The organism is Paraburkholderia sprentiae WSM5005 (genome assembly GCF_001865575.2).
In the GTDB taxonomy this organism is placed as follows: Bacteria; Pseudomonadota; Gammaproteobacteria; order Burkholderiales; family Burkholderiaceae; genus Paraburkholderia; species Paraburkholderia sprentiae.
Window position 1 is genome coordinate 2172802 of sequence record NZ_CP017561.2, and the last position, 22380, is coordinate 2195181.

The following is a 22380-nucleotide window of genomic DNA, read 5'->3' on the forward strand; positions in this document are numbered from 1 at the left end:
GGGACGTCATGTGCTCTGGCTTCTGGATTCGATATGGGGCTGCGGCGTGGGTTTTCTATTGCCGCGCTTCATGAACCGGCCATGTTGAAAACGGAATTGGGACCTTTGGGCGCCACGCGGGCAGGTTCGACCGCCGGCGCGTCGTTACGCCTGTCGCGCAGCACCGCCGGCGCGCCTTCGCGCGAGCGCTGCTGATCGACCAGATCCTTCAGCGAAACCGAATCGAGGTATTCGACCATTTTCTGGTTCAGCGTCGACCACAGCTCATGCGTCATGCAGTGGCCGTCGTGCTGCTTGGTACCTTCGCACGTGCCTTTGCCGCCGCACTGGGTCGCGTCGAGCGGTTCGTCGACCGCGATGATGATGTCGGCCACCGTTACCTCTTCGGCGCGGCGCGCGAGATTGTAGCCGCCGCCCGGTCCGCGCACGGACTCGACGATTTCATGACGGCGCAGCTTGCCAAACAGCTGCTCGAGATACGACAGGGAGATGTGTTGGCGCTGGCTGATACCCGCAAGCGTCACCGGGCCCTGCTCCTGGCGCAGTGCCAGGTCGATCATCGCCGTGACGGCGAAACGGCCTTTCGTGGTGAGTCTCATATAGTGTGGGAACCGCAATTCTCGACAAGTTTTGTCAAGTATAAATACATGAGCGATTTAGTCAAGTATGGGCGGCAACTTTTGTGACATTCGCTTAATTGATCGTTATGTTTGGCGCCGCGCCAGCGTGCGCGGCGCATGCAGGATGTGGCCGCGCTTGCGCCCTCGCGCCCGCCCGTTCTCGCCCGAGACCTACGCGAGCAACTGCGGGCGCAGCGCGGCGAGCAGCCCGCGGCAGGCTGCTTCGCACTGGTCGAGCACCAACTCGAAACCTTCCGCGCCGCCGAAGTACGGATCGACGACCTCTCGCGCGCCGCTCCAGCGGCCATCCGACTCCGGCACGAACTCCATCAACAGACGGATCTTGTCGCGCTGCGCGGGCGGGCACAGTTGACGCAACGCGGCGACGTTGCGGTCGTCCATTGCAATTAACAGATCGAAGCGCTCGAAATCCGCGACTGTGATCTGGCGGCCGCGCAGCGCGTCGAGCGCGTAGCCGCGCTGGCGCGCCGCGTCTCGAGCCCGTTCGTCGGGCGCCGCGCCGATGTGCCAATCGCCGGTGCCGGCCGAATCGAGAAGAATGCGGTCTGCCAGCTTCGCCTCGTCGACCAGACGACGCATCACGCCCTCCGCCGTCGGTGAACGGCAGATATTCCCTAGACACACGAAACAGACGGACACAGTGTTCATCACGGATTGTTCGACGCTCGAGGCGCCGGCGCGGGCCGGCAGACAGTCAGCGGACTGCGCCGCGATTATACAAATCCCGGCAGATTCGCGCCGGGCGCGCCAAAGCCGCGCAAGCGCAGTGGGCTTCGGGCCGCCGCCGTCCGACGCACCTGCTCACGACGCTTGCGCAAGCGGCGTCACGGTGGCGGCGCGCATCGGCTCGGACGGCAATGCCGGCGCGGCGTCGATCAAGCCGTACGACGCCGCGCGTGCCAGTTCGGCGGTCAGGTGGTTGGCGTCGAGCGGCATCTGCGAACGGCTCGAAGCGGTTTGGCCGTTGATGTGCAGAGCGGCGAGCACCGCGAGGGGCACCGCAATGGCCAGAGGCCGGTACACCGATATTGTCTTTTTCATGATGTGTTTTCCAATTAGCGGCACATGCGCTCATCGCGCACTATGCCCAGTCGAAATGCTATAGGAATTCACAATTGGGAAATACACGCCCGCGCGCGATAGATCGTTGCCCGAAATAGAACAGCCAATCGGCCGCTAAGCGCCGGGCACCGGCTCCTGGCACGAAAAAGAAAAGCTTACAAACGCATACAAAGCCACCGCGACGGACGGCGATAATGATGGTCTTACTGTTACGTCGACATTTCTTTGTACTTGCAACCGGTCCGAAAACATGAAACGCATTGCACCTCTCGCTGGCCTCGTGGCCGCCGCGCTGCTCGGCGGCTGCGCGGTCTATCCGGACGGCACGCCCATGTACGGCAACGGCTACGGCGGTTATAGCGGTTACGACGGTTCCGCGTACCCGCCGGGCGCCGCGGTCGTGCCGCAAACCAACGTGTACCTCGGCTACGGCGATTACGGTCCTGGACGCTACTACAGTCCGGGGCCGGGCCCAGGCTATCGCGGCTATCCGGACCGCGGTCATCCGGGCGACAACGACCGGCATCACGGCGATCATGACAACGATCGTGGCGACCACGGCGGCGGCCTTGGTCAACCGCACGGCGGCCCGCCGCCACAGGGCGCGGCGGGCGGTCCGCACGGTCCAGGTGGCGCCAATGGCGGGCCACGCCCCGGCGCAGGCGGCCCGCCGCCGGCCCAGCCGCAAGCAGGCAACGGCGGCGGACGAGGTAACGCGTGGGTGAGAAACGCGCCCGCGCGGCAGGCGGGGCAGATGACCGAACATTGAGGAATGGGCGGGGCTGAGCCGCCACGCTCGCGCCCGTGCCACCTCGCAGCCGGCGCGAGCGCGGCCGTCAAATCACGCCTGACGCCGCCCGCTCAGCCGATGTGGCTGCGCTGGGCGGCATACAACTCCCGGAACGTACGGCCGACGGGTGCCGGCATGTCGCGCGTATCGGTCCAGCCCGCGCCGCCGAGCGGCAGTTTGGCGATCGACCGATTGCGCCCGCCCATGCGCTCGAGCACGCGCACGGCGAGCTTGGTGAAGAGCGCATAGGCATCGGGATGCAGCGCGAGCCAACCCCACACCGCCAAGCCGGCGCGCTCCTTCCACGGCCGCAGGTGTCGCTCCATCTGTTTTTCGCGCAGCTTGCGCAACAGATCGGATAGCGGGATGCCGACCGGACACACGCTATTGCACTCGCCGCACAACGTCGCGGCTTGGGGCAGATCGAGCGCCTTGTCGATGCCGACATAGCTCGGCGTCAGCACCGACCCCATCGGCCCCGGATAGACCCATCCATACGCGTGCCCGCCGACCTTCTGATACACCGGACAGTGGTTCATGCAGGCGCCGCAGCGGATGCAGCGAAGCATCTCCTGAAAGTCACCGCCGATCAGCCCCGTGCGCCCGCCGTCGACGAGCACCACGTACATATGCTCGGGCCCGTCCTGATCGCCCGCGCCACGCGGCCCGGTCAGCATCGAAAAATAGTTCGAGGTAGCCTGGCCGGTTGCCGAACGCGGCAGCAGGCGCATCGCGGTCGCAAGATCCTCGAGCGTCGGCAGTACCTTCTCGATGCCGGTGACAGCGACGTGCACGCGCGGCATCACCGTGCACATACCTTCGTTGCCCTCGTTGGTCACGACCGCGACCGAGCCCGTTTCCGCAATGATGAAATTGCCTCCCGTGACGCCCATGTCCGCGCTCAGAAAATGAGGCCGCAACATCTCGCGCGCCTCGCGCGTCATGTCGGAAATGTCGGTCAGCCGCGGCCGGCCGTGCGTCTTCGCGAACAGATCGGCGATCTCGTCTTTATCCTTGTGAACGACCGGCGCGATGATGTGGCTCGGCGGCTCGTTGTCGTTGATCTGCAGGATGTATTCGCCGAGATCGGTTTCGATCGACTGCACGCCCATCTGGCCGAGCACTTCGTTCAGACGCATTTCCTCGGTGACCATCGATTTGGTCTTGATCACCTTTTTCACGTCATGCTTGCGCGCGATGTCGCCGACGAGTCGCGCCGCCTCCTGCGTCGTTTCCGCGAACAATACCGTCACGCCGCGCCGCGTCGCCTCGCGCTCGAAGGTTTCGAGCCACACGTCGAGATTCTCGAGCGCGCGATTGCGGCGCTCCTTTAGCGCAGCCCGCGTCGCGGGGAAGTCGATCGCGGTCATCGCGCTTGCGCGCGCCGACACGAACTTCGTAGACAGCTTGGTCAGGTTCTGCTGCAGGCGCTGGTCGGCGAGTTTCTGACCGGCGCGAGCCTTGAACTGCATCGATTGGACTTGCATGGCGGCCCTGATGAGATCGGATTCAAACGAGCGGCGCATTGGCGCGCGACGCAATGCGTGGGAGACAGAGGAACGCGACGCGAGCGACGCGCCGTGTTCCCCGCGGGCTTACACGTCGCCGGCCAGCACTTGCGCGATATGCAGCACGCGCGTCGTCGCGTCGCCATTGCGACGCAGCCGACCCTCGATATTCAACATGCAGCCGAGGTCGCCAAGCACCACCGTCCCGGCGCCGCTCGCGGCGATGTTCGCGCACTTTTCGTCGACGATCGCGGTCGAGATATCGCCGTACTTGACCGCGAACGTGCCGCCAAAGCCGCAGCAATGCTCGCAGCCTTTCATCTCGATGACTGCAACGCCGACCTGGGCGAGCAGTTGGCGCGGCTGCGCCTTCACGCCCAGTTCGCGCAAGCCCGAACACGAGTCGTGATACGTCACCTGCGCCGCGAACTCGCCCGGCTGCAACTGCACCTTCGCGACGTTGACGAGGAAATCCGTCAGCTCGAACACCTTGCCGCGCAGGCGGCCGAAACGATTCATCAGTTCGGGATCGTCGCGAAACAGGTCGCCGTAGTGCGCGCGGATCATTCCGCCGCACGAGCCCGACGGCACGACCACGTAGTCGAACTGCTCGAACTCGCGCAGCGTTTTCTCGGCGAGCTCGCGCGCGAGGCGGCGGTCGCCGGAGTTATACGCGGGTTGCCCGCAACAGGTTTGCGCGGGCGGCACCACGACCTCGAAACCGGCGCCTTCGATCAGTTTGATGACCGAAAAACCGATTTCAGGACGCATCAGGTCGATCAGGCACGTGACGAACAATCCGACTCGCATGAGCCCTCCTTTCGGGGAAACGTTCCTGATTATCCGCTGTTTGCCGGTGCAATACCAACGGCCGGAAGGCATAGGAAGCACGCCGCGCCGGATACGAAGCGCCTTTCCATGCGCGTTCGCTTTTTTCACCATACGAGATACAATCAGTCTTCGCTGTTTGACGCATCCACCGATTCTCATATGAGCGATACGAACCCGGATCCTAAAACTTCGATCCAGGTGATCGAACGCATGATGCGCCTGCTCGACGCACTGGCAGCGCATAGCGACCCGGTCAGCCTGAAAGAACTGGCCCTGCGCACGGAGCTGCACCCGTCCACCGCGCACCGCATCCTGAACGACATGGTGATGTGCCGGCTGGTCGACCGTTCGGATCCCGGCACCTACCGTCTCGGTATGCGCCTGCTCGAACTCGGCAATCTCGTCAAGGCGCGCCTATCGGTGCGCGATGCGGCGCTCACGCCGATGCGCGAGCTGCACCGTCAGACCGGGCAGACCGTGAACCTGTCGGTGCGTCAGGGCGACGAAATCGTCTATATCGAACGCGCGTATTCGGAGCGCTCGGGCATGCAGGTGGTGCGAGCGATCGGCGGGCGCGCGCCGCTTCATCTGACCTCGGTCGGCAAGCTGTTCCTCGCCGCCGACGAAACCACCCGCGTGCGTGCCTACGCAACCCGCACCGGTCTATCTGGCCATACGCAGAACAGCATCACCGATCTCACGAAACTCGAGCGCGAGTTGTCGCACGTGCGCCAGCAGGCCTGCGCGCGCGACAACGAGGAACTGGAGTTGGGCGTGCGCTGCATCGCCGCGGGCATCTACGACGATACCGGCAAGCTGGTCGCGGGCCTGTCGCTGTCGGCACCGGCCGATCGCTTGCAGGATTCGTGGCTCGGGCAGTTAAGCCAGACCGCCTTGATGATTTCGGAATCGCTCGGCTATCGCCCACAGGCGCAGCAGGACCATTCACACGGCTCGCACGGCTCGCATTCGTAGGTGGCGCAGCGCGGCCGCCTGGCAGCGGGTGACCGATCCCCTGGGTGCCCTCGCCGGCGCCATGAAAAAAAGCCTCGCATCCGCGAGGCTTTTTCTTTGCACGATGAGCGCAGCCGGCCCGGATACGCTCGGCTGCGCGCCCGATGGGGTTCAGGTACCCGGACCGCCGGCATCGGCGCTGGTGATGCGCGGCTGGTCGCCGCCGTTATCCAGCCAGGTACGCAGGCGCGTCGCATCCGCGAAACGCGAATACTTGCCCGACGAATCGAGCAGCACCATGATCATCGGCCGGCCGTGGATGGTCGCCTGCATCACCAGACACTCGCCCGCTTCGTTGATGAAGCCGGTCTTCTGCAGACCGATGTCCCACGTCGGGTTGCGCACCAGCGCGTTGGTGCTGTTGTACGCGATCGTGCGCTTGCCGGTGTACACCTCATAGCTGTGATCGGTCGAGAACTTGCGGATCAGCGGGTATTGATACGCCGCGTTGACCATCTTGACGAGATCGCGCGCGCTCGACACGTTCATGCTCGTCAGACCGGTCGGGTTCTCGAAGTGCGTGTCGTTCATGCCGAGTTGCCTCGCCTTCGCGTTCATCGCCGCGAGGAAGGCCGGACGGCCGCCCGGGTAGTAGCGCGACAGCGCCGCTGCCGCGCGGTTTTCCGACGCCATCAAGGCGATGTGCAGCATGTCCTCGCGCGACAGTACCGAGCCCACCGACAAACGCGAGCCGGTGTTCTTCTCGTAGTCGCGGTCTTCATCGGTGACTTCGATCTGATCGGTCATCGGCTCTTTCGAATCGAGCACCACCATAGCGGTCATCAGCTTGCTGATCGATGCGATCGGCACCACCGCACGCGAGTTCTTGTCGAATAGCGTCTCGCCGCTGTTCTGGTCGATCACGTACGCGACGCTTGAGCGCAGCATCAGCGCGTCGGGTGTCTCGTGCAGACCAAAGGCCTGCCCGACGGTCGGCTGGCGCGGCTCGTACGCGACGCGACGCACGACCGAACGATGCCGCCCGTTCGCCGTGAACGTCACGCGCCTGCGTTTGACGCCGGCACGCGGTGCGTCTTCATCCGCGGCAGCGGCTTTCACTGCCTCGCCCTTGCCGGCTTTCGCGGCGCGGCTCGACACCTTTTCGGTGGCGGCCGCCTGCGCCGGCTTTTTGGCGGCCTTGGCGGCTTTGGCGTGTTTGGAAGTTTTTGCGGTCGCAGCAGAGGTTGCTGCAAAAGTGCTGACAGGCGTAGCGAACGCCGCTGCGACGGCCAGCGAGATGGCCACCGACAGAGCGGTGCTGCGCGCCGCGCCGTGGAGCAGTTTTAGCGACGAAAACATGTCGGTTTTCATGGGTGTTCGATAGGGAGCGGCGAGAGGTTTCCGCAAGTGTAGTAAAGCAACGAAAAATTAGCAATTTGAAGCACTTATACGCGCTCCTTAAACCGGCTTATCAGCTCCGATCGCCAAAACGCAAATAAGTGCCGCGCTTCGATCGCAAAAAACGATCGCCACCGCCAAGTGCCGCCGTTGCCGCCGCCCCGCCCAATCGAGCAGATCCTTGCAGCATAACGGCAAATTTGAGACAAACTTGATCCGAGGAAATACTGTTAGAGCACCGGCCAAAACGGACTGCGCCGCGCCCTGAAGGCGTTGCGGACGAACGGCAGACTTTTTAAGCGTCTGATGAAAGTCGCCAACGCGCGTTCGACTGCCATCGCTCTTTAACGTTCCTTGTCACTTACCGGTTTACATCGAATTTTGCGAATGAACGGTTTGCTAGGGAACCAAGCTGTGCAACATGGCCCCACTGCAAGCGCCATGCCGCGAGGGCGGGCAACAACAGTCTCCAAAAGCGCGCGGTGAAACGGTAGTTTGTTCTGCACCGGCGAGGTGCAACGAGCCGATATTTCCGCGTCACGTTAATGACATGCCTACTGTATAACCTTTTGTTTTACCGGCCTTTTCTTAGCATTGTGCGTTGCACAAAAAACGCTTGACATTCTTTGCAGCCATCCTAAAATGGGAACCATTGCTGCGATGCACAATACATCGCGGTCCGGGCGGACGATCAAATCTTCGTCTTGCCATCCACCCAACGCGGTCCGCATAGACCGGCCGCGATCCAGGAGCGTAAACCATGACTCTGCTGACCCCTGAGCAATTCGCTGCAGCCCAGAAAGCCAACTTCGAAACTCTGTTCGGTCTGACCACCAAGGCATTCGAAGGCGTCGAAAAGCTGGTTGAGCTGAACCTGCAAGTTGTGAAGTCGACGCTCGCCGAAAGCCAGGAAAATGCCCAACGCGCGCTGTCCGTGAAGGACGCGCAGGAACTGCTGGCGCTGCAAGCAAGCCTTGCCCAGCCGGTGGCTGAAAAGGCGCTGTCGTATGGTCGCCACGTGTACGAAATCGTTTCGGCCACGCAGGGCGAGTTCACGCGCGTCGCAGAAGCGCAATTCGAAGAGCAAAACCGCAAGGTCCAGGCGCTGGTCGAAAACGTCGCCAAGAACGCGCCGGCCGGTTCGGAAACCGCTGTCGCCGTGATGAAGTCGGCTATCACCGCTGCCAACACCACGTACGAAACGGTCCACAAGGCAACCCGCCAGGCTGTCGAAATCGCCGAAAGCAACTTCAATGCTGCTGCCACGGCCGCTTCGAAGGCAGCTTCGCAAGCCGCTGCGCAAGCATCGCGCGCCGCCGCCAAGAAGGCAGTCTAAGCTTCACGCGTCAACACGCTAGGCTTTACGCCTGGCGTCGCCTTTCTCGCCGGCCAAGCCCACCCTCTGCGCCGGCGTTATCGCAAGCAACAGCGTCGTGCCGTTGCCGCTTATACGGTTTGACTGGCCGAACGCTCCGATACGTTGCAATAGCGTATCGTTTGCCCGGCCGCCAAGCCGGGATTTTTTTGCCCGCATACCAGCCGCCGCAAAATCAGAAACGGCGCGCTCCGAGATGGAGCGCGCCGTTTTTCTTTGCCGTTGCGGTTCGACCGACTTCGCCGCGCCCACATGTCGCCATGCAAGCGAGGCGAACCGCCTTACTTCTTCTTCACGGGCGGCAGATCGGTACAGACGCCTTCATACAGCTCGGCCGCCATTCCGACCGATTCGCCGAGTGTCGGATGCGGATGGATCGTCTTGCCGATATCCGTTGCATCCGCGCCCATCTCGATTGCGAGACAGACTTCGCTGATCAGGTCACCGGCATTCAGACCGACGATACCGCCGCCGATCACGCGATGCGTTTGCTCATCGAACAGCAGCTTCGTGAAGCCCTCGTCGCGGCCATTGGCGATCGCACGGCCCGACGCGGCCCACGGAAACACCGCCTTGCCGAACTTGACGCCTTCGGCCTTGAGCTGGTCTTCCGTCTTGCCAGCCCATGCCACTTCCGGATCGGTGTAAGCCACCGACGGAATCTGCATCGCGTCGAAGTACGCCTTCTCGCCGTGCGCGACTTCCGCCGCCACGTGGCCTTCGTGCACGGCCTTGTGCGCGAGCATCGGCTGACCGACGATATCGCCGATCGCGAAGATGTGCGGCACATTCGTGCGCTGCTGCTGGTCGACTTCGATGAAGCCGCGGTCCGTCACCGCGACGCCGGCCTTTTCGGCGCCGATCCGCTTGCCGTTCGGCGAGCGGCCGACGGCCACCAGCACGAGGTCGTAGCGTTGCGGCTCGGCCGGCGCCTTCTCGCCCTCGAACGACACGTAGATGCCGTCCTCCTTCGCTTGCGCCCCGGTGGTCCTGGTCTTCAGCATCACGTTGGCGAAACGCTTGCTGTTGTACTTCTCCCAGACCTTGACCAGGTCGCGGTCCGCGCCCGTCATCAAGCCTTCGAGCATTTCGACCACGTCGATTTGCGCGCCGAGCGTCGAGTAGACGGTCGCCATTTCCAGACCGATGATGCCGCCGCCGATCACGAGCATGCGCTGCGGAATCTGGCGCAGTTCGAGCGCGCCGGTCGAATCGACGACCCGCGGATCTTCCGGAATGAACGGCAGCTTCACCGCTTCAGAGCCCGCGGCAATGATCGCCTGCTTGAACTTGACGACCTTCTTACCGGCCTCGGTCTGCACTTCCATATGGTTCGGATCGACGAACGCGCCGGTACCGACCACCACTTCGACCTTACGCGCCTTCGCCATGCCGGCGAGACCGCCGGTCAGCTTCTTGACCACGCCGGACTTGAAATCGCGCAGCTTGTCGAGATCGATCTGAGGCTTGCCGAACGTGATGCCGTGCGAGGCAAGATCAGCCGCCTCGTCGATGACGAGCGCGGTGTGCAGCAGCGCCTTCGACGGGATACAGCCGACGTTCAGACACACACCGCCAAGCGTCGAATAACGCTCGACCAGCACGGTATTCATACCGAGGTCGGCTGAGCGGAATGCGGCCGAGTAGCCGCCGGGGCCCGAACCGAGCACGAGCATGTCGCACTCGAGGTCGGCGCTGCCCGAATAGCTGCCGGCCTGCGGAGCCGGTGCGGCGGCCTTCGGCGCCGCGGCGGCAGGCGCCGGCGCCGCCTTCTCGGGCTCTTTCGGCGCCGCAGCGGCGGCGGCCGCGCCGCCCGCCGATGCCTCGACGAGCGCGATGACCGTGCCCTGCGAGACTTTGTCGCCCGGCTTGATGCGCACTTCCTTGACGGTGCCGGCGGTATCGCTCGGCACTTCCATCGACGCCTTGTCGGATTCGAGCGTCAGCAGCGACTGCTCCTGCTCGATGACGTCGCCCGGCTTGATATTGACTTCGATGACGTCGACGTCCTTGAAGTCACCGATGTCCGGTACTTTTACTTCGACGAGACTCATAGTGTCCCCTTCTCTTGTTGAGCGGTGATGAGCGGCGCGCCCGACGTGCACCGCGCACGACACACGCGCGAACGGCGCGACGCGGATCAGTCGACACGATCCGTGCTCGCGCCGGCGGATCTCACCAGCCGCTCAAAGAATCACACGCCGGAAATCGGCAAGAATCGAACCGAGGTATGCGTTGAAGCGCGCGGCTTCCGCTCCGTCGATCACGCGATGGTCGTACGACAGCGACAGCGGCATGCTCAGGCGCGGCACGAACTGCTTGCCGTCCCACACCGGCTTCATCGCGCTGCGCGACAGGCCGAGAATCGCCACTTCAGGCGCGTTGATGATCGGCGTGAAATGCGTGCCGCCGATACCGCCCAGCGACGAGATCGAGAAGCAACCGCCCTGCATCTGGTCCGGCTTCAGCTTGCCTTCGCGCGCGGCCTTCGACAGATCGGCCATTTCCTTCGCGATGTCGACGAGGCCCTTCTTGTCCGCGTCGCGAATCACCGGAACGACGAGGCCGTTCGGCGTATCCGCGGCAAAACCGATGTGGTAGTACTGCTTGAACACCAGGTTGTCGCCGTCGAGGCTTGCGTTGAACGTCGGGAATTTCTTCAGGGCCGCCACGCAGGCCTTGATCACGAACGCGAGCATCGTGAACTTGATGCCCGCCTTTTCGTTTTCCTTGTTCAGCTTCACGCGCAGCGCTTCGAGCTCGGTGATGTCCGCTTCGTCGTTGTTCGTGACGTGCGGGATCATGACCCAGTTGCGATGCAGGTTCGCGCCCGAGATCTTCTTGATGCGCGACAGCGGTTTCGGATCGACCGGACCGAACTTCGTGAAGTCGACCTTCGGCCACGGCAGCAGATTGAGCTCGCCACCGCCGGCGGCCGGTGCGGCTGCACCAGCCGGCGCCGCGCGCTGGCCCGTCATCACGCCCTTCACGAACGTAGTCACATCGGCCTGCGTAATGCGGCCCTTCGGACCGGTGCCGCGCACCTGCGAGACGTCGACGCCGAGTTCGCGCGCAAACTTGCGCACCGACGGCGACGCATGGCTCGGGTGACGCGAGCCGCCTTCGCCTGCCGGGATCAGCGGCGCCTGCGCGAGCGCAGACGGCGCGGCCGGTGCCGCAGTCGGCGCGACCGGCGCGTCGGACGGCTTCTCGGCCGGCGCCTTCGCGGCCGGTGCCGGCGCGGGCGCTGCGGCAGCGCCGCCTTCCGCTTCGAGCACGACGATGACCGAGCCTTCCGACACGGCATCGCCAACCTTGACCTTCACTTCCTTGACGACGCCGGCCACCGAGCTCGGCACGTCCATCGTCGCCTTGTCGGATTCCAGCGTGACGAGCGACTGTTCCTTCTCGACGCGATCGCCGACCTTCACCGCGATCTCGATTACCGGAACGTCTTTATAGTCGCCGATATCCGGCACCTTGATTTCCTGCACGCCGCCGCCCGCCGCCGCGGGCGCGGGGGCCGGCGCCGCAGCGGGAGCCGCCGCCGGTGCCGCCTTCGGTGCCGCCGCGGGCGCCGCGGCAGCGGCGTCGGCGGCTTCCAGCACGATGATCAGCGTGCCTTCGGACACCGCATCGCCGACCTTGACCTTCACTTCCTTGACGACGCCGGCGGCCGAGCTCGGCACGTCCATCGTCGCCTTGTCGGATTCCAGCGTAACGAGCGATTGCTCTTTTTCGACGGTGTCACCCGCCTTCACCAGCACCTCGATCACAGGAATGTCCTTGTAATCGCCGATGTCCGGCACCTTGACTTCGATCGCTTGACTCATTGTTAGTGTCTCCTGGGCCGCGCACGCCGCCCGCCCCTCGCGACGAGGAGCAGGCGCGCGCATCGCGGCACACGGGTGATGCCTTAGACGGTCATCGGGTTGGGTTTGGCGGGATCAAGGTTGTACTTCTTGAGTGCCTCGGCGACCACCTTGCGTTCGATCGTGCCTTCGTCCGCCAGCGCGTTGAGCGCGGCGACCGTGACCCAGTAGCGATCGACTTCGAAGAAGTGACGCAGCTTTTCGCGCGTGTCCGAGCGGCCGTAGCCGTCGGTGCCCAGCACGACGAACTTCTGCGGCACGAATGCACGGATCTGCTCGGTCAGCGCACGCACGTAGTCGGTCGACGCGATGACCGGACCCGGCGCATCCTTCAGCAGCTTCTCGACGTGCGACAGCTTCCTCTCTTCGGTCGGATGCAGCATGTTCCAGCGCTGCACTTCATGACCTTCGCGCGCGAGCTCGGTGAAGCTCGGCACGCTCCACAGGTCGGCATTGACGCCCCAGTCGTTCTTCAACAGGTCGGCCGCGGCGATCACCTCGTTGAAGATCGTGCCCGCGCCCATCAGCTGCACGTGCGGCGCCTTTTTATCGGCAGCGGTCTTGCTGAACGAGTACATGCCCTTGATGATGTCGGCCGCCACGGTGTCGCCCTGCGGGATCGCCGGGTGCTCGTAGTTCTCGTTCATCACCGTGACGTAGTAATACACGTCCTCCTGGTCGGCGACCATGCGACGCAGACCGTCCTGCATGATGACCGCGAGTTCGTAGCCGAACGTGGGGTCGTAGCTGATGCAGTTCGGCACCGAAGCGGCCCACATCAGCGAGTGGCCGTCTTCGTGTTGCAAACCTTCGCCGTTCAACGTCGTGCGGCCCGCGGTGCCGCCCAGCAGGAAGCCGCGCGAGCGCATGTCGCCGGCTGCCCATGCAAGGTCGCCGATGCGCTGGAAGCCGAACATCGAGTAGAAGATGTAGAACGGAATCATGATCTCGCCGTGCGTCGAGTACGACGTCGCGGCTGCGATCCAGTCGGCCATGCCGCCGGCTTCGTTGATGCCTTCCTGCAGGATCTGCCCGGTCTCCGACTCACGATAGAACATCAGCTGGTCGGAGTCTTCCGGCACGTACTTCTGGCCGTCCTGGTTCCAGATGCCGATCTGACGGAACAGACCTTCCATGCCGAATGTCCGCGATTCGTCCGGCACGATCGGCACGACGCGCTTACCGAGCGCCTTGTCCTTCAGCAGGATGTTCAGGATCCGCACGAACGCCATCGTCGTGGAGATCTCGCGGCCTTCGCCCGTGCCCTTGAGCAGCGGCTCGAATGCCGACAGTTCCGGCACCGGCAGCGACTCGGCCTTCTGACGACGCGCCGGCAGATAGCCACCCAGGTCCATGCGCTTCTGGCGCATGTATTCGAGTTCCTTCGAGCCTTCCTCGAACGTCAAATACGGCACGTCGACGATCTGCTCGTCCGTGATCGGCAGACGGAACTGATCGCGGAATTTCTTCAGCTGCTCCACCTGCATCTTCTTCTGCTGGTGGGTGATGTTCATCGCCTGGCCGGCTTCGCCCATGCCGTAGCCCTTGATCGTCTTCGCGAGGATGACGGTCGGCTGGCCCTTCGAATTCGACGCTTCCGCGAACGCCGCGTAGATCTTGTGCGGATCATGACCGCCGCGGTTCAGATTCCAGATGTCGTCGTCGGACCAGTCGGCGACGAGCGCCTTCAGCTCCGGCGTGTTGAAGAAGTGCTCGCGCACGAACGCGCCCGACTCCGACTTGTACGTCTGGTACTCGCCGTCGACCACTTCCATCATGCGACGCATCAGCGCGCCCGACTTGTCGCGAGCGAACAGCGCGTCCCAACGGCTACCCCAGATGACCTTGATCACGTTCCAGCCGGCGCCGCGGAATTCGCTTTCGAGTTCCTGAATGATCTTGCCGTTACCGCGCACCGGACCGTCCAGACGCTGCAGGTTGCAGTTGATCACGAACACGAGGTTGTCGAGGCGTTCGCGGCCAGCCATGCCGATCGCGCCGAGTGATTCCGGCTCGTCGGTTTCGCCGTCGCCGAGGAAGGCCCAGACCTTGCGGCCGTCGGTCTTCGCGATACCGCGCGCCTGCAGGTATTTCATGAAGCGCGCCTGATAGATCGCCATGATCGGGCCGAGGCCCATCGAGACGGTCGGGAATTGCCAGAAGTCCGGCATCAGCCACGGATGCGGATACGACGAGATGCCCTCGCCGCCGACTTCCTGACGGAAGTTGTCGAGCTGCTTGTCGGTCAGACGGCCGAGCAGGAACGCGCGCGAGTAGACGCCCGGCGACGAGTGGCCCTGCACGAACACGAGGTCACCGCCGTGCTCGGCCGACGGAGCGTGCCAGAAATGGTTGTAGCCGACGTCGTACAGCGTGGCGGCCGACGCGAACGACGCGATATGGCCGCCGACGTTGGTTTCCTTGCCGGCGCGCAGCACCATCGCCATCGCGTTCCAGCGGGTGTACGAGCGGATGCGGTGTTCGATGTCCTGGTCGCCGGGGTTCTTGGCCTGACGCGCGACCGGAATCGTGTTGATGTAAGGCGTGTTGGCGGAGAACGGCAGATGTTCGCCGTGCACGCGTGCGAATTCGATCTGCTTTTCGATCAGGTAGTGGGCACGGTCAGGGCCTACAGCAGAAATCACGCCATCCAGCGCTTCCAGCCATTCGCCGGTTTCCTGGGGATCGTCGTCTTTATCGGCGGCGACATATTTCATGACTTCGTCGGGTACAGCGGACATGCTCGTCTCCTGGATATGGGAACGCACTTTGAACAGACGACGCGGGACGCAGGAACGGCCGCGGCAACTCCGGCCGATTGTAATGAGGGTCCCGACGTCAGCGCAACCAAATTTTCAAATTACGAGATCACTTCTCATAATGCGGAAAATTGCTGCAACGCAACCTGGTTTGCCTGCCATTCGACTGATCCGCCGGCTAGTTTGCGCCGAATAACTGCACTTTCCGCGCTTTTTTGCGCCATTTGTCGGGGACGTGCTGAGCTACAATGCCACGCATGTTGACCGAACGGCTTTTCTCTCGCTCGGCGCGCGCCGCTGGTTCGCCGGCGGATTCGTCGCCGTCCACGCGCTGGCACCACGGACCTTGGTGGTCCAATTCCTATTTGCTGACGCCGCTCCTGTCGATCCTGGTGTTCCTGGTCGTGATGAGCCTGATTCTCTGGAGTTTGAACCGGCGCGAGCAGCAACAGCAGGAAGACACGCTGTACCGCAACGTCGCGTGGGCGCAGCAGCAGATCCGCCTGTCGATGACCGGCGCGCAGGAGCAGATTCAGGCGCTCGCGCGCGACCTCGCCGCCGGCCATGCCGACGAGCATTCGTTCCAGGTGAGCACCACCGACATCATGCAGGGGCATCCCGAGATCCTCTACATGAACTGGTACACCGGTCAGCAGCAGCCGCGCTGGCCGAACGCCGCGCCGCCGGTGCTGGGCCAGCGGCTCGCGCGTCCGAACGACGCGCAGATGGACGAAGCGGTCAAAGCTGGTTTCGCCGAAGCGCGCAACACGCGCCGCCAGGTGTACTCGCCGCTCATCTACGACGACCTCGGCAACGGCTTCATCACACTGCAAACGCCGATCTTCCGCGACCGCGATTTCCTCGGCACGATCGCCGCGGTGTTCTCGGTGGAAGGCATTCTGAAGCGCGACATCCCACCCGAGCTGTCGGCAAAGTACAAAATCTCGATCATCGACGTGAACAACCGCGAGTTGACCACCACGTCGACCCGCCCGCGCCTGCCGCGCGACATGTTCTACGACCTGCCGCTCGACCCGCCGGGCCAGGGCATTTCGGTGCGCGTGTACGCGTTTCCGCAGATCACCAACTTCACGAACAACACGCTGGTGTGGCTGGTGGCCGGCCTCTCCTGCTTCGTGCTGTGGAGCCTGTGGAGTCTTTGGAAACACACGCGCCAGCGCTTCGAGGCGCAGCAGGCGCTCTACGCGGAAGCGTTCTTCCGCCGCGCGATGGAGAACTCGGTGCTGATCGGCATGCGCGTGCTCGACATGCACGGCCGCATCACGCACGTGAACCCGGCGTTCTGCCGCATGACCGGCTGGGACGAAAGCGACCTCGTCGGCAAGAGCGCGCCGTTCGCCTACTGGCCGCGCGACGCTTACCCCGAAATGCAGCGCCAGCTCGACATGACACTGCGTGGCAAGGCGCCCTCGTCCGGCTTTGAGTTGCGCGTGCGGCGCAAGGACGGCTCGACGTTCCACGCGCGGCTCTACGTGTCGCCGCTGATCGACAGCTCGGGCCGCCAGACCGGCTGGATGTCGTCGATGACCGACATCACCGAGCCCAAGCGCGCGCGCGAAGAGCTCGCCGCCGCCCACGAACGCTTCACGACCGTGCTCGAAAGCCTCGATGCGGCGGTGTCCGTGCTCGCCGCCGACGAAGCCGAGCTGCTGTTCGCGAACCGCTACTACCGGCATCTGTTCGGCATCCGCCCGGACGGCCACCTCGAACTCGCGGGCGGCGGCTTCGACAGCTCGCAGGCGTCGTCCGATTCGATCGACATGGTCGACACCTTCGTCGGCCTGCCCGCCGCCGCGCTGACGGAAAGCACCGCCGACGCGCAGGAAATCTACATCGCCGGCATCCAGAAGTGGTTCGAGGTGCGGCGCCAGTACATCCAGTGGGTCGACGGCCATCTCGCGCAGATGCAGATCGCGACCGACATCACGACCCGCAAGCGTGCGCAGGAGCTGGCGCGCCAGCAGGACGAGAAGCTGCAGTTCACGAGCCGCCTGATGACGATGGGCGAAATGGCCTCGTCGCTCGCGCACGAACTGAACCAGCCGCTCGCCGCGATCAATAACTATTGCTCGGGAACCGTCGCGCTGGTTAAATCCGGTCGGACGACGCCCGACAATCTGCTGCCGGTGCTCGAAAAGACCGCGCAGCAGGCGGTGCGCGCCGGCATGATCATCAAGCGCATCCGCGAGTTCGTGAAGCGCAGCGAGCCGAAGCGCCAGGCCACGCGCGTCGCGGACATCGTCGCGGACGCGGTGGGTCTCGCCGAAATCGAGGCGAGAAAGCGCCGCATTCGCATCGTCACCGATCTGCGCTCGCGCCTGCCGGTGATCTACGTCGACCCGGTGCTGATCGAGCAGGTGCTCGTGAACCTGCTGAAGAACGGCGTCGAGGCGATGGCCGAAGCGCGCCCGAACGCAGTCGATCCGGTCATCCGCGTGGTCGTACGGCTGGAGAGCGGCTTCGTGTGCATCAGCGTCGTCGACCAGGGCCCGGGCGTCGACGAAGCGACCGCCGAGCGTCTGTTCGAACCGTTTTACAGCACCAAGTCCGATGGCATGGGCATGGGGCTGAACATTTGCCGTTCGATTATCGAATCGCACCGCGGCCGTCTGTGGGTGGTGAATAACGTCGAGTCCGACGGCCACATCACGGGCGCCACGTTCCACTGCAGTTTGCCTATTGGGGAGCCCGACGGCCCGAGCAACGGCGGGTCCGAGGCACCGACACCACAAACCGTTACGGGAGAGCTATGAACAGCCCAGTCACCACACAGGAAACCGTGTTTGTCGTCGACGACGACGAGGCGGTGCGAGATTCGCTGCGCTGGCTGTTGGAGGCGAACGGCTACCGCGTTCAATGCTTCTCGAGCTCCGAGCAGTTTCTCGACGCATGGCAGCCGCATCAGCATCCGGGCCAGATCGCATGTCTGATTCTCGACGTGCGAATGTCCGGCATGAGCGGGCTCGAGTTGCAGGAACGCCTGATCGCCGACAACGCGTCGCTGCCGATCATCTTCGTGACGGGCCACGGCGACGTGCCGATGGCGGTGTCGACGATGAAAAAAGGCGCGATGGACTTCATCGAAAAACCGTTCGACGAAGCCGAACTGCGCAAGCTCGTCGAGCGCATGCTCGACAAGGCGCGCAGCGAAAGCACCAGCGTGCAGCAGCAGCGCGCCGCGGCCGAGCGCCTCGGCAAGCTGACCGCGCGTGAGCATCAGGTGCTCGAGCGGATCATCGCCGGCCGCCTGAACAAGCAGATCGCCGACGACCTCGGCATCAGCATCAAGACGGTCGAAGCGCATCGCGCGAACATCATGGAAAAGCTGAACGTCAACACGGTCGCCGATCTGCTGCGACTCGCGCTGTCGAACAAGCCGCAAACGGCGCAATAACAGCGCCACGGGCGGCCCTGCGTTCGCAGGGCCGTTTTATCTGGCCGATCCGCGACGGCCCGAACGATGCTGTGTTCCGGCGTGCCACCGGCCTCCCCGACCGGTCGCGTTGCGTTTGTCGCCGTCACGCGAACCCATCCGTTACATCCCGTTCCCCTCCACGCGCGCGCCGAATCGGCAGCGGAACGCGCGCTCCTGCGCCGGTATAATGTGGGACTTTGCAGCGGCGCCTTGGCCGAACTGGCAGCGCGCCTGTCGCCGGGCGACCGGTTGCGTCGACCAGCCGAAGCGCACCGTCGCGCGCCCCTCTCCGCGCGAGCGCTTTGCCCGCCTGCAAGCCGCCTGTCCCGACCCGATTCCCGATCCCAACCTCGACCCAACGTTCGACCGACCATGACTGCCAAATTGATCGACGGCCTCGCCCTCTCCAAGACCCTGCGCGCCGACGTCGCCGCGCGCGCCGCCGCCCTGACCGCCCGTGGCCATCAGCCGGGCCTCGCCGTGATTCTGGTCGGCGCCAATCCGGCCAGCGAAGTGTATGTGCGCAACAAGGTGAAGGCCTGCCACGACAACGGCCTGGGCTCGTCGTTCGACCGGTATCCGGCCGACCTGCCCGAAGCCGAACTGCTCGCGCGCATCGACGAGCTGAACCGCGATCCGGCCATCCACGGCATTCTCGTGCAGCTGCCGCTGCCGAAGCACATCGACAGCCACAAGGTGATCGAGGCGATCGCGCCCGAGAAGGACGTCGATGGCTTCCACGTCGCCAATGCGGGCGCGCTGCTGACGGGCCAGCCGCTGTTCCGTCCGTGCACGCCGTACGGGGTGATGAAGATGTTCGAGGCCTACGGCATCGATCTGAAGGGCGCGAACGCGGTGGTGATCGGCCGCTCGAACATCGTCGGCAAGCCGATGGCACTGCTGCTGCTCGAAGCGGGCGCGACCGTCACGATCTGCCACAGCAAGACGCGCGACCTGGCCGCGCACACGCGCAACGCCGACGTCGTGGTTGCCGCGACCGGCCTGCGCAACATCCTGACCGCGGACATGGTGAAGCCGGGCGCGACCGTGATCGATGTCGGCATGAATCGCGACGACGCCGGCAAGCTGTGCGGCGACGTCGACTTCGCGGGCGTCAAGGAAGTGGCCGGCCATATCACGCCGGTGCCGGGTGGCGTCGGCCCGATGACGATCACGATGCTGCTCGTCAACACGATCGAAGCAGCCGAGCGCGAGGCGGACGCGGCGAACGCGTAACCGCCGGGCGGCGAGCGGCAGGCGCAGCGAGACGGCTCATCCGTCTCGTCATCGCCGGTTCGCCGCCGGTCACCGAACCTGCGCCCCATCACCGCGCCGCACGAGCGCCGCCGCCATGTGCGATGCACGAGCGCTGCACGCTGCGCCGCAACAGCGGCGTCATGCAGAAAACAGCTCTGGGGCGGCTCACAGCCCCCGCGGCGCTAACCGCCGGAACCGCCCAGCGCCGCGCAACATCTGTTAATTTGTCAGCCGATGGATTGGAATCGGCGCTCCCCGCCCCAATAATTCTCAGCATCCGGTGGCGCCACGCGCCGTGCGCGAGCGTCGAACGAGCCACCATGAGACGGCACGCGCAAGCGCCCGTCGCATCGCCCCTTCACCCGCGTCAGACAGGAAGCCTTATGTCCACTACCGCCACGCATCAAGACAACCCGCTCCTCGATTTTTCCGATCTGCCGCGCTTTGGCGACATCCGCCCCGTACACGTGACGCCCGCCCTCGACGTACTGCTCGCCGACGCGGCGGCCGCCGTCGAGCGCGCCGCGCTGCCGGCCACGCCCGCGTCGTGGGCCGACGTCGTCGAACCGGTCGAGCGTGCCACCGAGCCGCTGTCGCGCGCGTGGAGCGTGATCGGCCATCTGAACGCCGTCGCCGATACGCCCGAACTGCGCGCCGTATACGGCGAAAACCTGCCACGCGTGACCGAGTTCTGGTCGAGCGTCGGCCAGAATCTCGCGCTCTACGAGAAGTACAAGGCACTGAACGCGAGCGACGAATTCGCGTCGCTGAACGGCGAACGCAAGAAGATCCTCGGCAACGCGCTGCGTGACTTCCGCCTGTCCGGCGCCGAGTTGCCGGAAGATCAAAAGCCGCGTTTCGCCGAATTGCAGGAGCGCCAGGCGGCGCTGTCGAAGGCGTTTTCGGATCACGTGCTCGATGCGACCAACGCGTATGCGTACATCGTCGATGCCGGCAACGACGCGCAACTGGCGGGGTTGCCCGAAGACGTGATCGAGGCCGCGAAGGAAGCCGCCGCCCGTGACGGCAAGACCGGCTACAAGTTCACGCTGCACTTCCCGTCGTATTTCCCGGTCATGCAGTACTCGGAAAACCGTCCGATGCGCGAAGCGATGTATCGCGCATATACGACGCGCGCGTCCGAACTCGGCGCGCAGTACGGCAACGGCAAACCTGAGTGGGACAACACCCAGGTGCTCGCCGACGAACTGAAGCTGCGCGCCGAAGAAGCGCAGATGCTCGGCTACGGCAACTTCGCCGAAGTGTCGCTCGCACCGAAGATGGCCGAGTCGCCGGCGCAGGTGATGGCGTTCCTCGAAGACCTCGCGACGCGCGCGCGTCCGCACGCGGAACAGGACTGGAAAGAACTGCGCGAATTTGCCGCGAGCGAACTCGGCATGACCGATCTGCAACCGTGGGACATGACGTTCGCCGCCGAGCGTCTGCGTCAGAAGCGCTATTCGTTCTCGGAAAACGAAGTGAAGCAGTACTTCCCGGAAGATGCGGTGTTCAAGGGCCTGTTCAAGGTCACCGAAACGCTGTTCGGCGTGCGCATCCGCCGCGATGAAGCCGCCGTCTGGCATCCCGACGTGCGCTTCTTCCGCGTCGAGAATCAGGACGGCGGCCTCGTCGCGCAGTTCTACCTCGATCTGTATGCACGCGAAGGCAAGCGCGGCGGCGCCTGGATGGACGACGCACGCGGCCGTCACAAGCTCGCGCATGGCGCGGTGCAAACGCCGGTCGCGTATCTGACCTGCAATTTCTCGGCGCCGGTCGGCGGCAAGCCCGCCTGCTTCACGCACGACGAAGTGATCACGCTGTTCCACGAGTTCGGCCACGGGCTGCATCACATGCTGACGCGCGTCGATGAGCTCGGCGTGTCGGGCATCAACGGCGTCGAATGGGATGCGGTCGAGCTGCCGTCGCAGTTCATGGAGAACTTCTGCTGGGAATGGGACGTGCTGTCCGACATGACCTCGCACGTCGATACCGCGAAGCCGCTGCCGCGCGAGCTGTTCGACAAGATGCTCGCCGCGAAGAACTTCCAGAGCGGCCTCGGCACGCTGCGGCAGATCGTGTTCTCGATGTTCGACATGCAGTTGCATACCGGCTTCGACGCGAACGGCGCGAAGAGCGCCAACGAGCTCGCGCGCGAAATCAACGAGCGCTTCCACGTCGTGCCGCAAGCGCCGTTCTCGCGTTGGCCGAATACGTTCAGCCATATCTTCGCGGGCGGTTACGCAGCCGGCTACTACAGCTACAAGTGGGCCGAAGTGCTGTCGGCCGATGCGTACGCGGCGTTCGAGGAAGCCGCGCAAGCGGCGGGCAGCGTGCTCGATCAGTCGACCGGCATGCGCTATCGTCGCGAGATTCTCGAGGTGGGCGGCAGCCGTCCGGCGATGGAATCGTTCAAGGCGTTCCGCGGCCGCGAGCCGAATATCGATGCGCTGCTGCGGCATAACGGCATGGCGCCGGTTACCGCGCACTGAGCGACGCC

17 protein-coding genes are annotated in these 22380 nt (G+C 64.3%); 7 read left to right on the forward strand and 10 right to left on the reverse strand.

The window, feature by feature from the left end:
* Nucleotides 1-68: 68 nt before the first annotated feature.
* The 3 genes from iscR to BJG93_RS09910 form a co-directional block, all read right to left on the reverse strand.
* Nucleotides 69-599, reverse strand: a complete 531-nt coding sequence (iscR, locus tag BJG93_RS09900; RefSeq protein WP_027198118.1) for a Fe-S cluster assembly transcriptional regulator IscR — start codon at nucleotides 597-599, stop codon at nucleotides 69-71.
* A gap of 192 nt (nucleotides 600-791) precedes the next feature.
* A complete protein-coding gene (locus tag BJG93_RS09905; protein ID WP_027198119.1) occupies nucleotides 792-1289 on the reverse strand; it encodes a low molecular weight protein-tyrosine-phosphatase in 498 nt (165 codons plus the stop codon).
* A gap of 153 nt (nucleotides 1290-1442) precedes the next feature.
* Nucleotides 1443-1682, reverse strand: coding sequence for a hypothetical protein (locus tag BJG93_RS09910; protein ID WP_027198120.1), 240 nt, complete (start codon nucleotides 1680-1682; stop codon nucleotides 1443-1445).
* 271 nt (nucleotides 1683-1953) lie between these two features.
* Here BJG93_RS09910 and BJG93_RS09915 point away from each other — a divergent pair, with 271 nt between their 5' ends.
* Nucleotides 1954-2472 carry a hypothetical protein gene (locus BJG93_RS09915; RefSeq protein ID WP_027198121.1) on the forward strand — a complete coding sequence of 173 codons (519 nt, stop codon included), beginning with the start codon at nucleotides 1954-1956 and terminating at the stop codon, nucleotides 2470-2472.
* Nucleotides 2473-2564: 92 nt separating this feature from the next.
* Here the strand turns inward: BJG93_RS09915 and BJG93_RS09920 are convergent, their stop codons facing one another.
* Entirely contained in the window at nucleotides 2565-3980 is a 1416-nt protein-coding gene (locus BJG93_RS09920; protein ID WP_027198122.1) for a lactate utilization protein B, read from the reverse strand.
* 108 nt (nucleotides 3981-4088) lie between these two features.
* Entirely contained in the window at nucleotides 4089-4811 is a 723-nt protein-coding gene (locus tag BJG93_RS09925) for a (Fe-S)-binding protein (protein WP_027198123.1), read from the reverse strand.
* Nucleotides 4812-4991: 180 nt separating this feature from the next.
* On the opposite strand from BJG93_RS09925, the gene BJG93_RS09930 reads away from it, so the two are divergent.
* Complete coding sequence (locus BJG93_RS09930; RefSeq protein ID WP_027198124.1) at nucleotides 4992-5807, forward strand: IclR family transcriptional regulator; 816 nt, start codon at nucleotides 4992-4994, stop codon at nucleotides 5805-5807.
* A gap of 150 nt (nucleotides 5808-5957) precedes the next feature.
* Here the strand turns inward: BJG93_RS09930 and pbpG are convergent, their stop codons facing one another.
* Nucleotides 5958-7157: a D-alanyl-D-alanine endopeptidase gene (gene pbpG / locus BJG93_RS09935; protein WP_027198125.1), complete on the reverse strand. Its 1200-nt coding sequence runs from the start codon at nucleotides 7155-7157 to the stop codon at nucleotides 5958-5960.
* A gap of 787 nt (nucleotides 7158-7944) precedes the next feature.
* On the opposite strand from pbpG, the gene BJG93_RS09940 reads away from it, so the two are divergent.
* Nucleotides 7945-8520, forward strand: a complete 576-nt coding sequence (locus tag BJG93_RS09940; protein ID WP_013089827.1) for a phasin family protein — start codon at nucleotides 7945-7947, stop codon at nucleotides 8518-8520.
* Between the two features lie 18 nt (nucleotides 8521-8538).
* Here BJG93_RS09940 and BJG93_RS09945 read toward each other — a convergent pair whose 3' ends face one another.
* From BJG93_RS09945 to aceE, 4 genes are all read right to left on the reverse strand, one after another.
* Nucleotides 8539-8811 carry a hypothetical protein gene (locus BJG93_RS09945; RefSeq protein ID WP_154671838.1) on the reverse strand — a complete coding sequence of 91 codons (273 nt, stop codon included), beginning with the start codon at nucleotides 8809-8811 and terminating at the stop codon, nucleotides 8539-8541.
* A 29-nt stretch (nucleotides 8812-8840) separates the two neighbouring features.
* The gene (lpdA, locus tag BJG93_RS09950; protein WP_027198126.1) at nucleotides 8841-10613 is read right to left on the reverse strand and encodes a dihydrolipoyl dehydrogenase; all 1773 of its coding nucleotides are present in this window, start codon (nucleotides 10611-10613) and stop codon (nucleotides 8841-8843) included.
* Between the two features lie 132 nt (nucleotides 10614-10745).
* Nucleotides 10746-12392, reverse strand: coding sequence for a dihydrolipoyllysine-residue acetyltransferase (gene aceF / locus BJG93_RS09955; protein ID WP_027198127.1), 1647 nt, complete (start codon nucleotides 12390-12392; stop codon nucleotides 10746-10748).
* An 83-nt stretch (nucleotides 12393-12475) separates the two neighbouring features.
* On the reverse strand, nucleotides 12476-15172 hold the full coding sequence (gene aceE, locus BJG93_RS09960) for a pyruvate dehydrogenase (acetyl-transferring), homodimeric type (protein ID WP_027198128.1): 2697 nt from the start codon (nucleotides 15170-15172) through the stop codon (nucleotides 12476-12478).
* A 275-nt stretch (nucleotides 15173-15447) separates the two neighbouring features.
* On the opposite strand from aceE, the gene fixL reads away from it, so the two are divergent.
* The 4 genes from fixL to BJG93_RS09980 all read left to right on the forward strand — a co-directional run bounded on the left by fixL (nucleotide 15448) and on the right by BJG93_RS09980 (nucleotide 22372).
* On the forward strand, nucleotides 15448-17964 hold the full coding sequence (gene fixL, locus BJG93_RS09965) for an oxygen sensor histidine kinase FixL (protein WP_034479499.1): 2517 nt from the start codon (nucleotides 15448-15450) through the stop codon (nucleotides 17962-17964).
* A complete protein-coding gene (gene fixJ / locus BJG93_RS09970; RefSeq protein WP_027198130.1) occupies nucleotides 17961-18605 on the forward strand; it encodes an oxygen response regulator transcription factor FixJ in 645 nt (214 codons plus the stop codon). Before fixL ends, fixJ begins: the two co-directional genes overlap by 4 nt.
* A 393-nt stretch (nucleotides 18606-18998) precedes the next feature.
* Entirely contained in the window at nucleotides 18999-19862 is an 864-nt protein-coding gene (gene folD / locus BJG93_RS09975) for a bifunctional methylenetetrahydrofolate dehydrogenase/methenyltetrahydrofolate cyclohydrolase FolD (RefSeq protein ID WP_027198131.1), read from the forward strand.
* A gap of 404 nt (nucleotides 19863-20266) precedes the next feature.
* Entirely contained in the window at nucleotides 20267-22372 is a 2106-nt protein-coding gene (locus BJG93_RS09980) for a M3 family metallopeptidase (protein ID WP_027198132.1), read from the forward strand.
* The last annotated feature ends 8 nt before the right edge of the window (nucleotides 22373-22380 follow it).

What these genes read in the sequence shown, in the direction of transcription:
- iscR (WP_027198118.1), bottom strand. Translation starts at nt 599, where the DNA reads ATGAGACTCACCACGAAAGGCCGTTTCGCCGTCACGGCGATGATCGAC.
- BJG93_RS09905 (WP_027198119.1), bottom strand. Translation starts at nt 1,289, where the DNA reads ATGAACACTGTGTCCGTCTGTTTCGTGTGTCTAGGGAATATCTGCCGT.
- BJG93_RS09910 (WP_027198120.1), bottom strand. Translation starts at nt 1,682, where the DNA reads ATGAAAAAGACAATATCGGTGTACCGGCCTCTGGCCATTGCGGTGCCC.
- BJG93_RS09915 (WP_027198121.1), top strand. Translation starts at nt 1,954, where the DNA reads ATGAAACGCATTGCACCTCTCGCTGGCCTCGTGGCCGCCGCGCTGCTC.
- BJG93_RS09920 (WP_027198122.1), bottom strand. Translation starts at nt 3,980, where the DNA reads ATGCAAGTCCAATCGATGCAGTTCAAGGCTCGCGCCGGTCAGAAACTC.
- BJG93_RS09925 (WP_027198123.1), bottom strand. Translation starts at nt 4,811, where the DNA reads ATGCGAGTCGGATTGTTCGTCACGTGCCTGATCGACCTGATGCGTCCT.
- BJG93_RS09930 (WP_027198124.1), top strand. Translation starts at nt 4,992, where the DNA reads ATGAGCGATACGAACCCGGATCCTAAAACTTCGATCCAGGTGATCGAA.
- pbpG (WP_027198125.1), bottom strand. Translation starts at nt 7,157, where the DNA reads ATGAAAACCGACATGTTTTCGTCGCTAAAACTGCTCCACGGCGCGGCG.
- BJG93_RS09940 (WP_013089827.1), top strand. Translation starts at nt 7,945, where the DNA reads ATGACTCTGCTGACCCCTGAGCAATTCGCTGCAGCCCAGAAAGCCAAC.
- lpdA (WP_027198126.1), bottom strand. Translation starts at nt 10,613, where the DNA reads ATGAGTCTCGTCGAAGTAAAAGTACCGGACATCGGTGACTTCAAGGAC.
- aceF (WP_027198127.1), bottom strand. Translation starts at nt 12,392, where the DNA reads ATGAGTCAAGCGATCGAAGTCAAGGTGCCGGACATCGGCGATTACAAG.
- aceE (WP_027198128.1), bottom strand. Translation starts at nt 15,172, where the DNA reads ATGTCCGCTGTACCCGACGAAGTCATGAAATATGTCGCCGCCGATAAA.
- fixL (WP_034479499.1), top strand. Translation starts at nt 15,448, where the DNA reads ATGTTGACCGAACGGCTTTTCTCTCGCTCGGCGCGCGCCGCTGGTTCG.
- fixJ (WP_027198130.1), top strand. Translation starts at nt 17,961, where the DNA reads ATGAACAGCCCAGTCACCACACAGGAAACCGTGTTTGTCGTCGACGAC.
- folD (WP_027198131.1), top strand. Translation starts at nt 18,999, where the DNA reads ATGACTGCCAAATTGATCGACGGCCTCGCCCTCTCCAAGACCCTGCGC.
- BJG93_RS09980 (WP_027198132.1), top strand. Translation starts at nt 20,267, where the DNA reads ATGTCCACTACCGCCACGCATCAAGACAACCCGCTCCTCGATTTTTCC.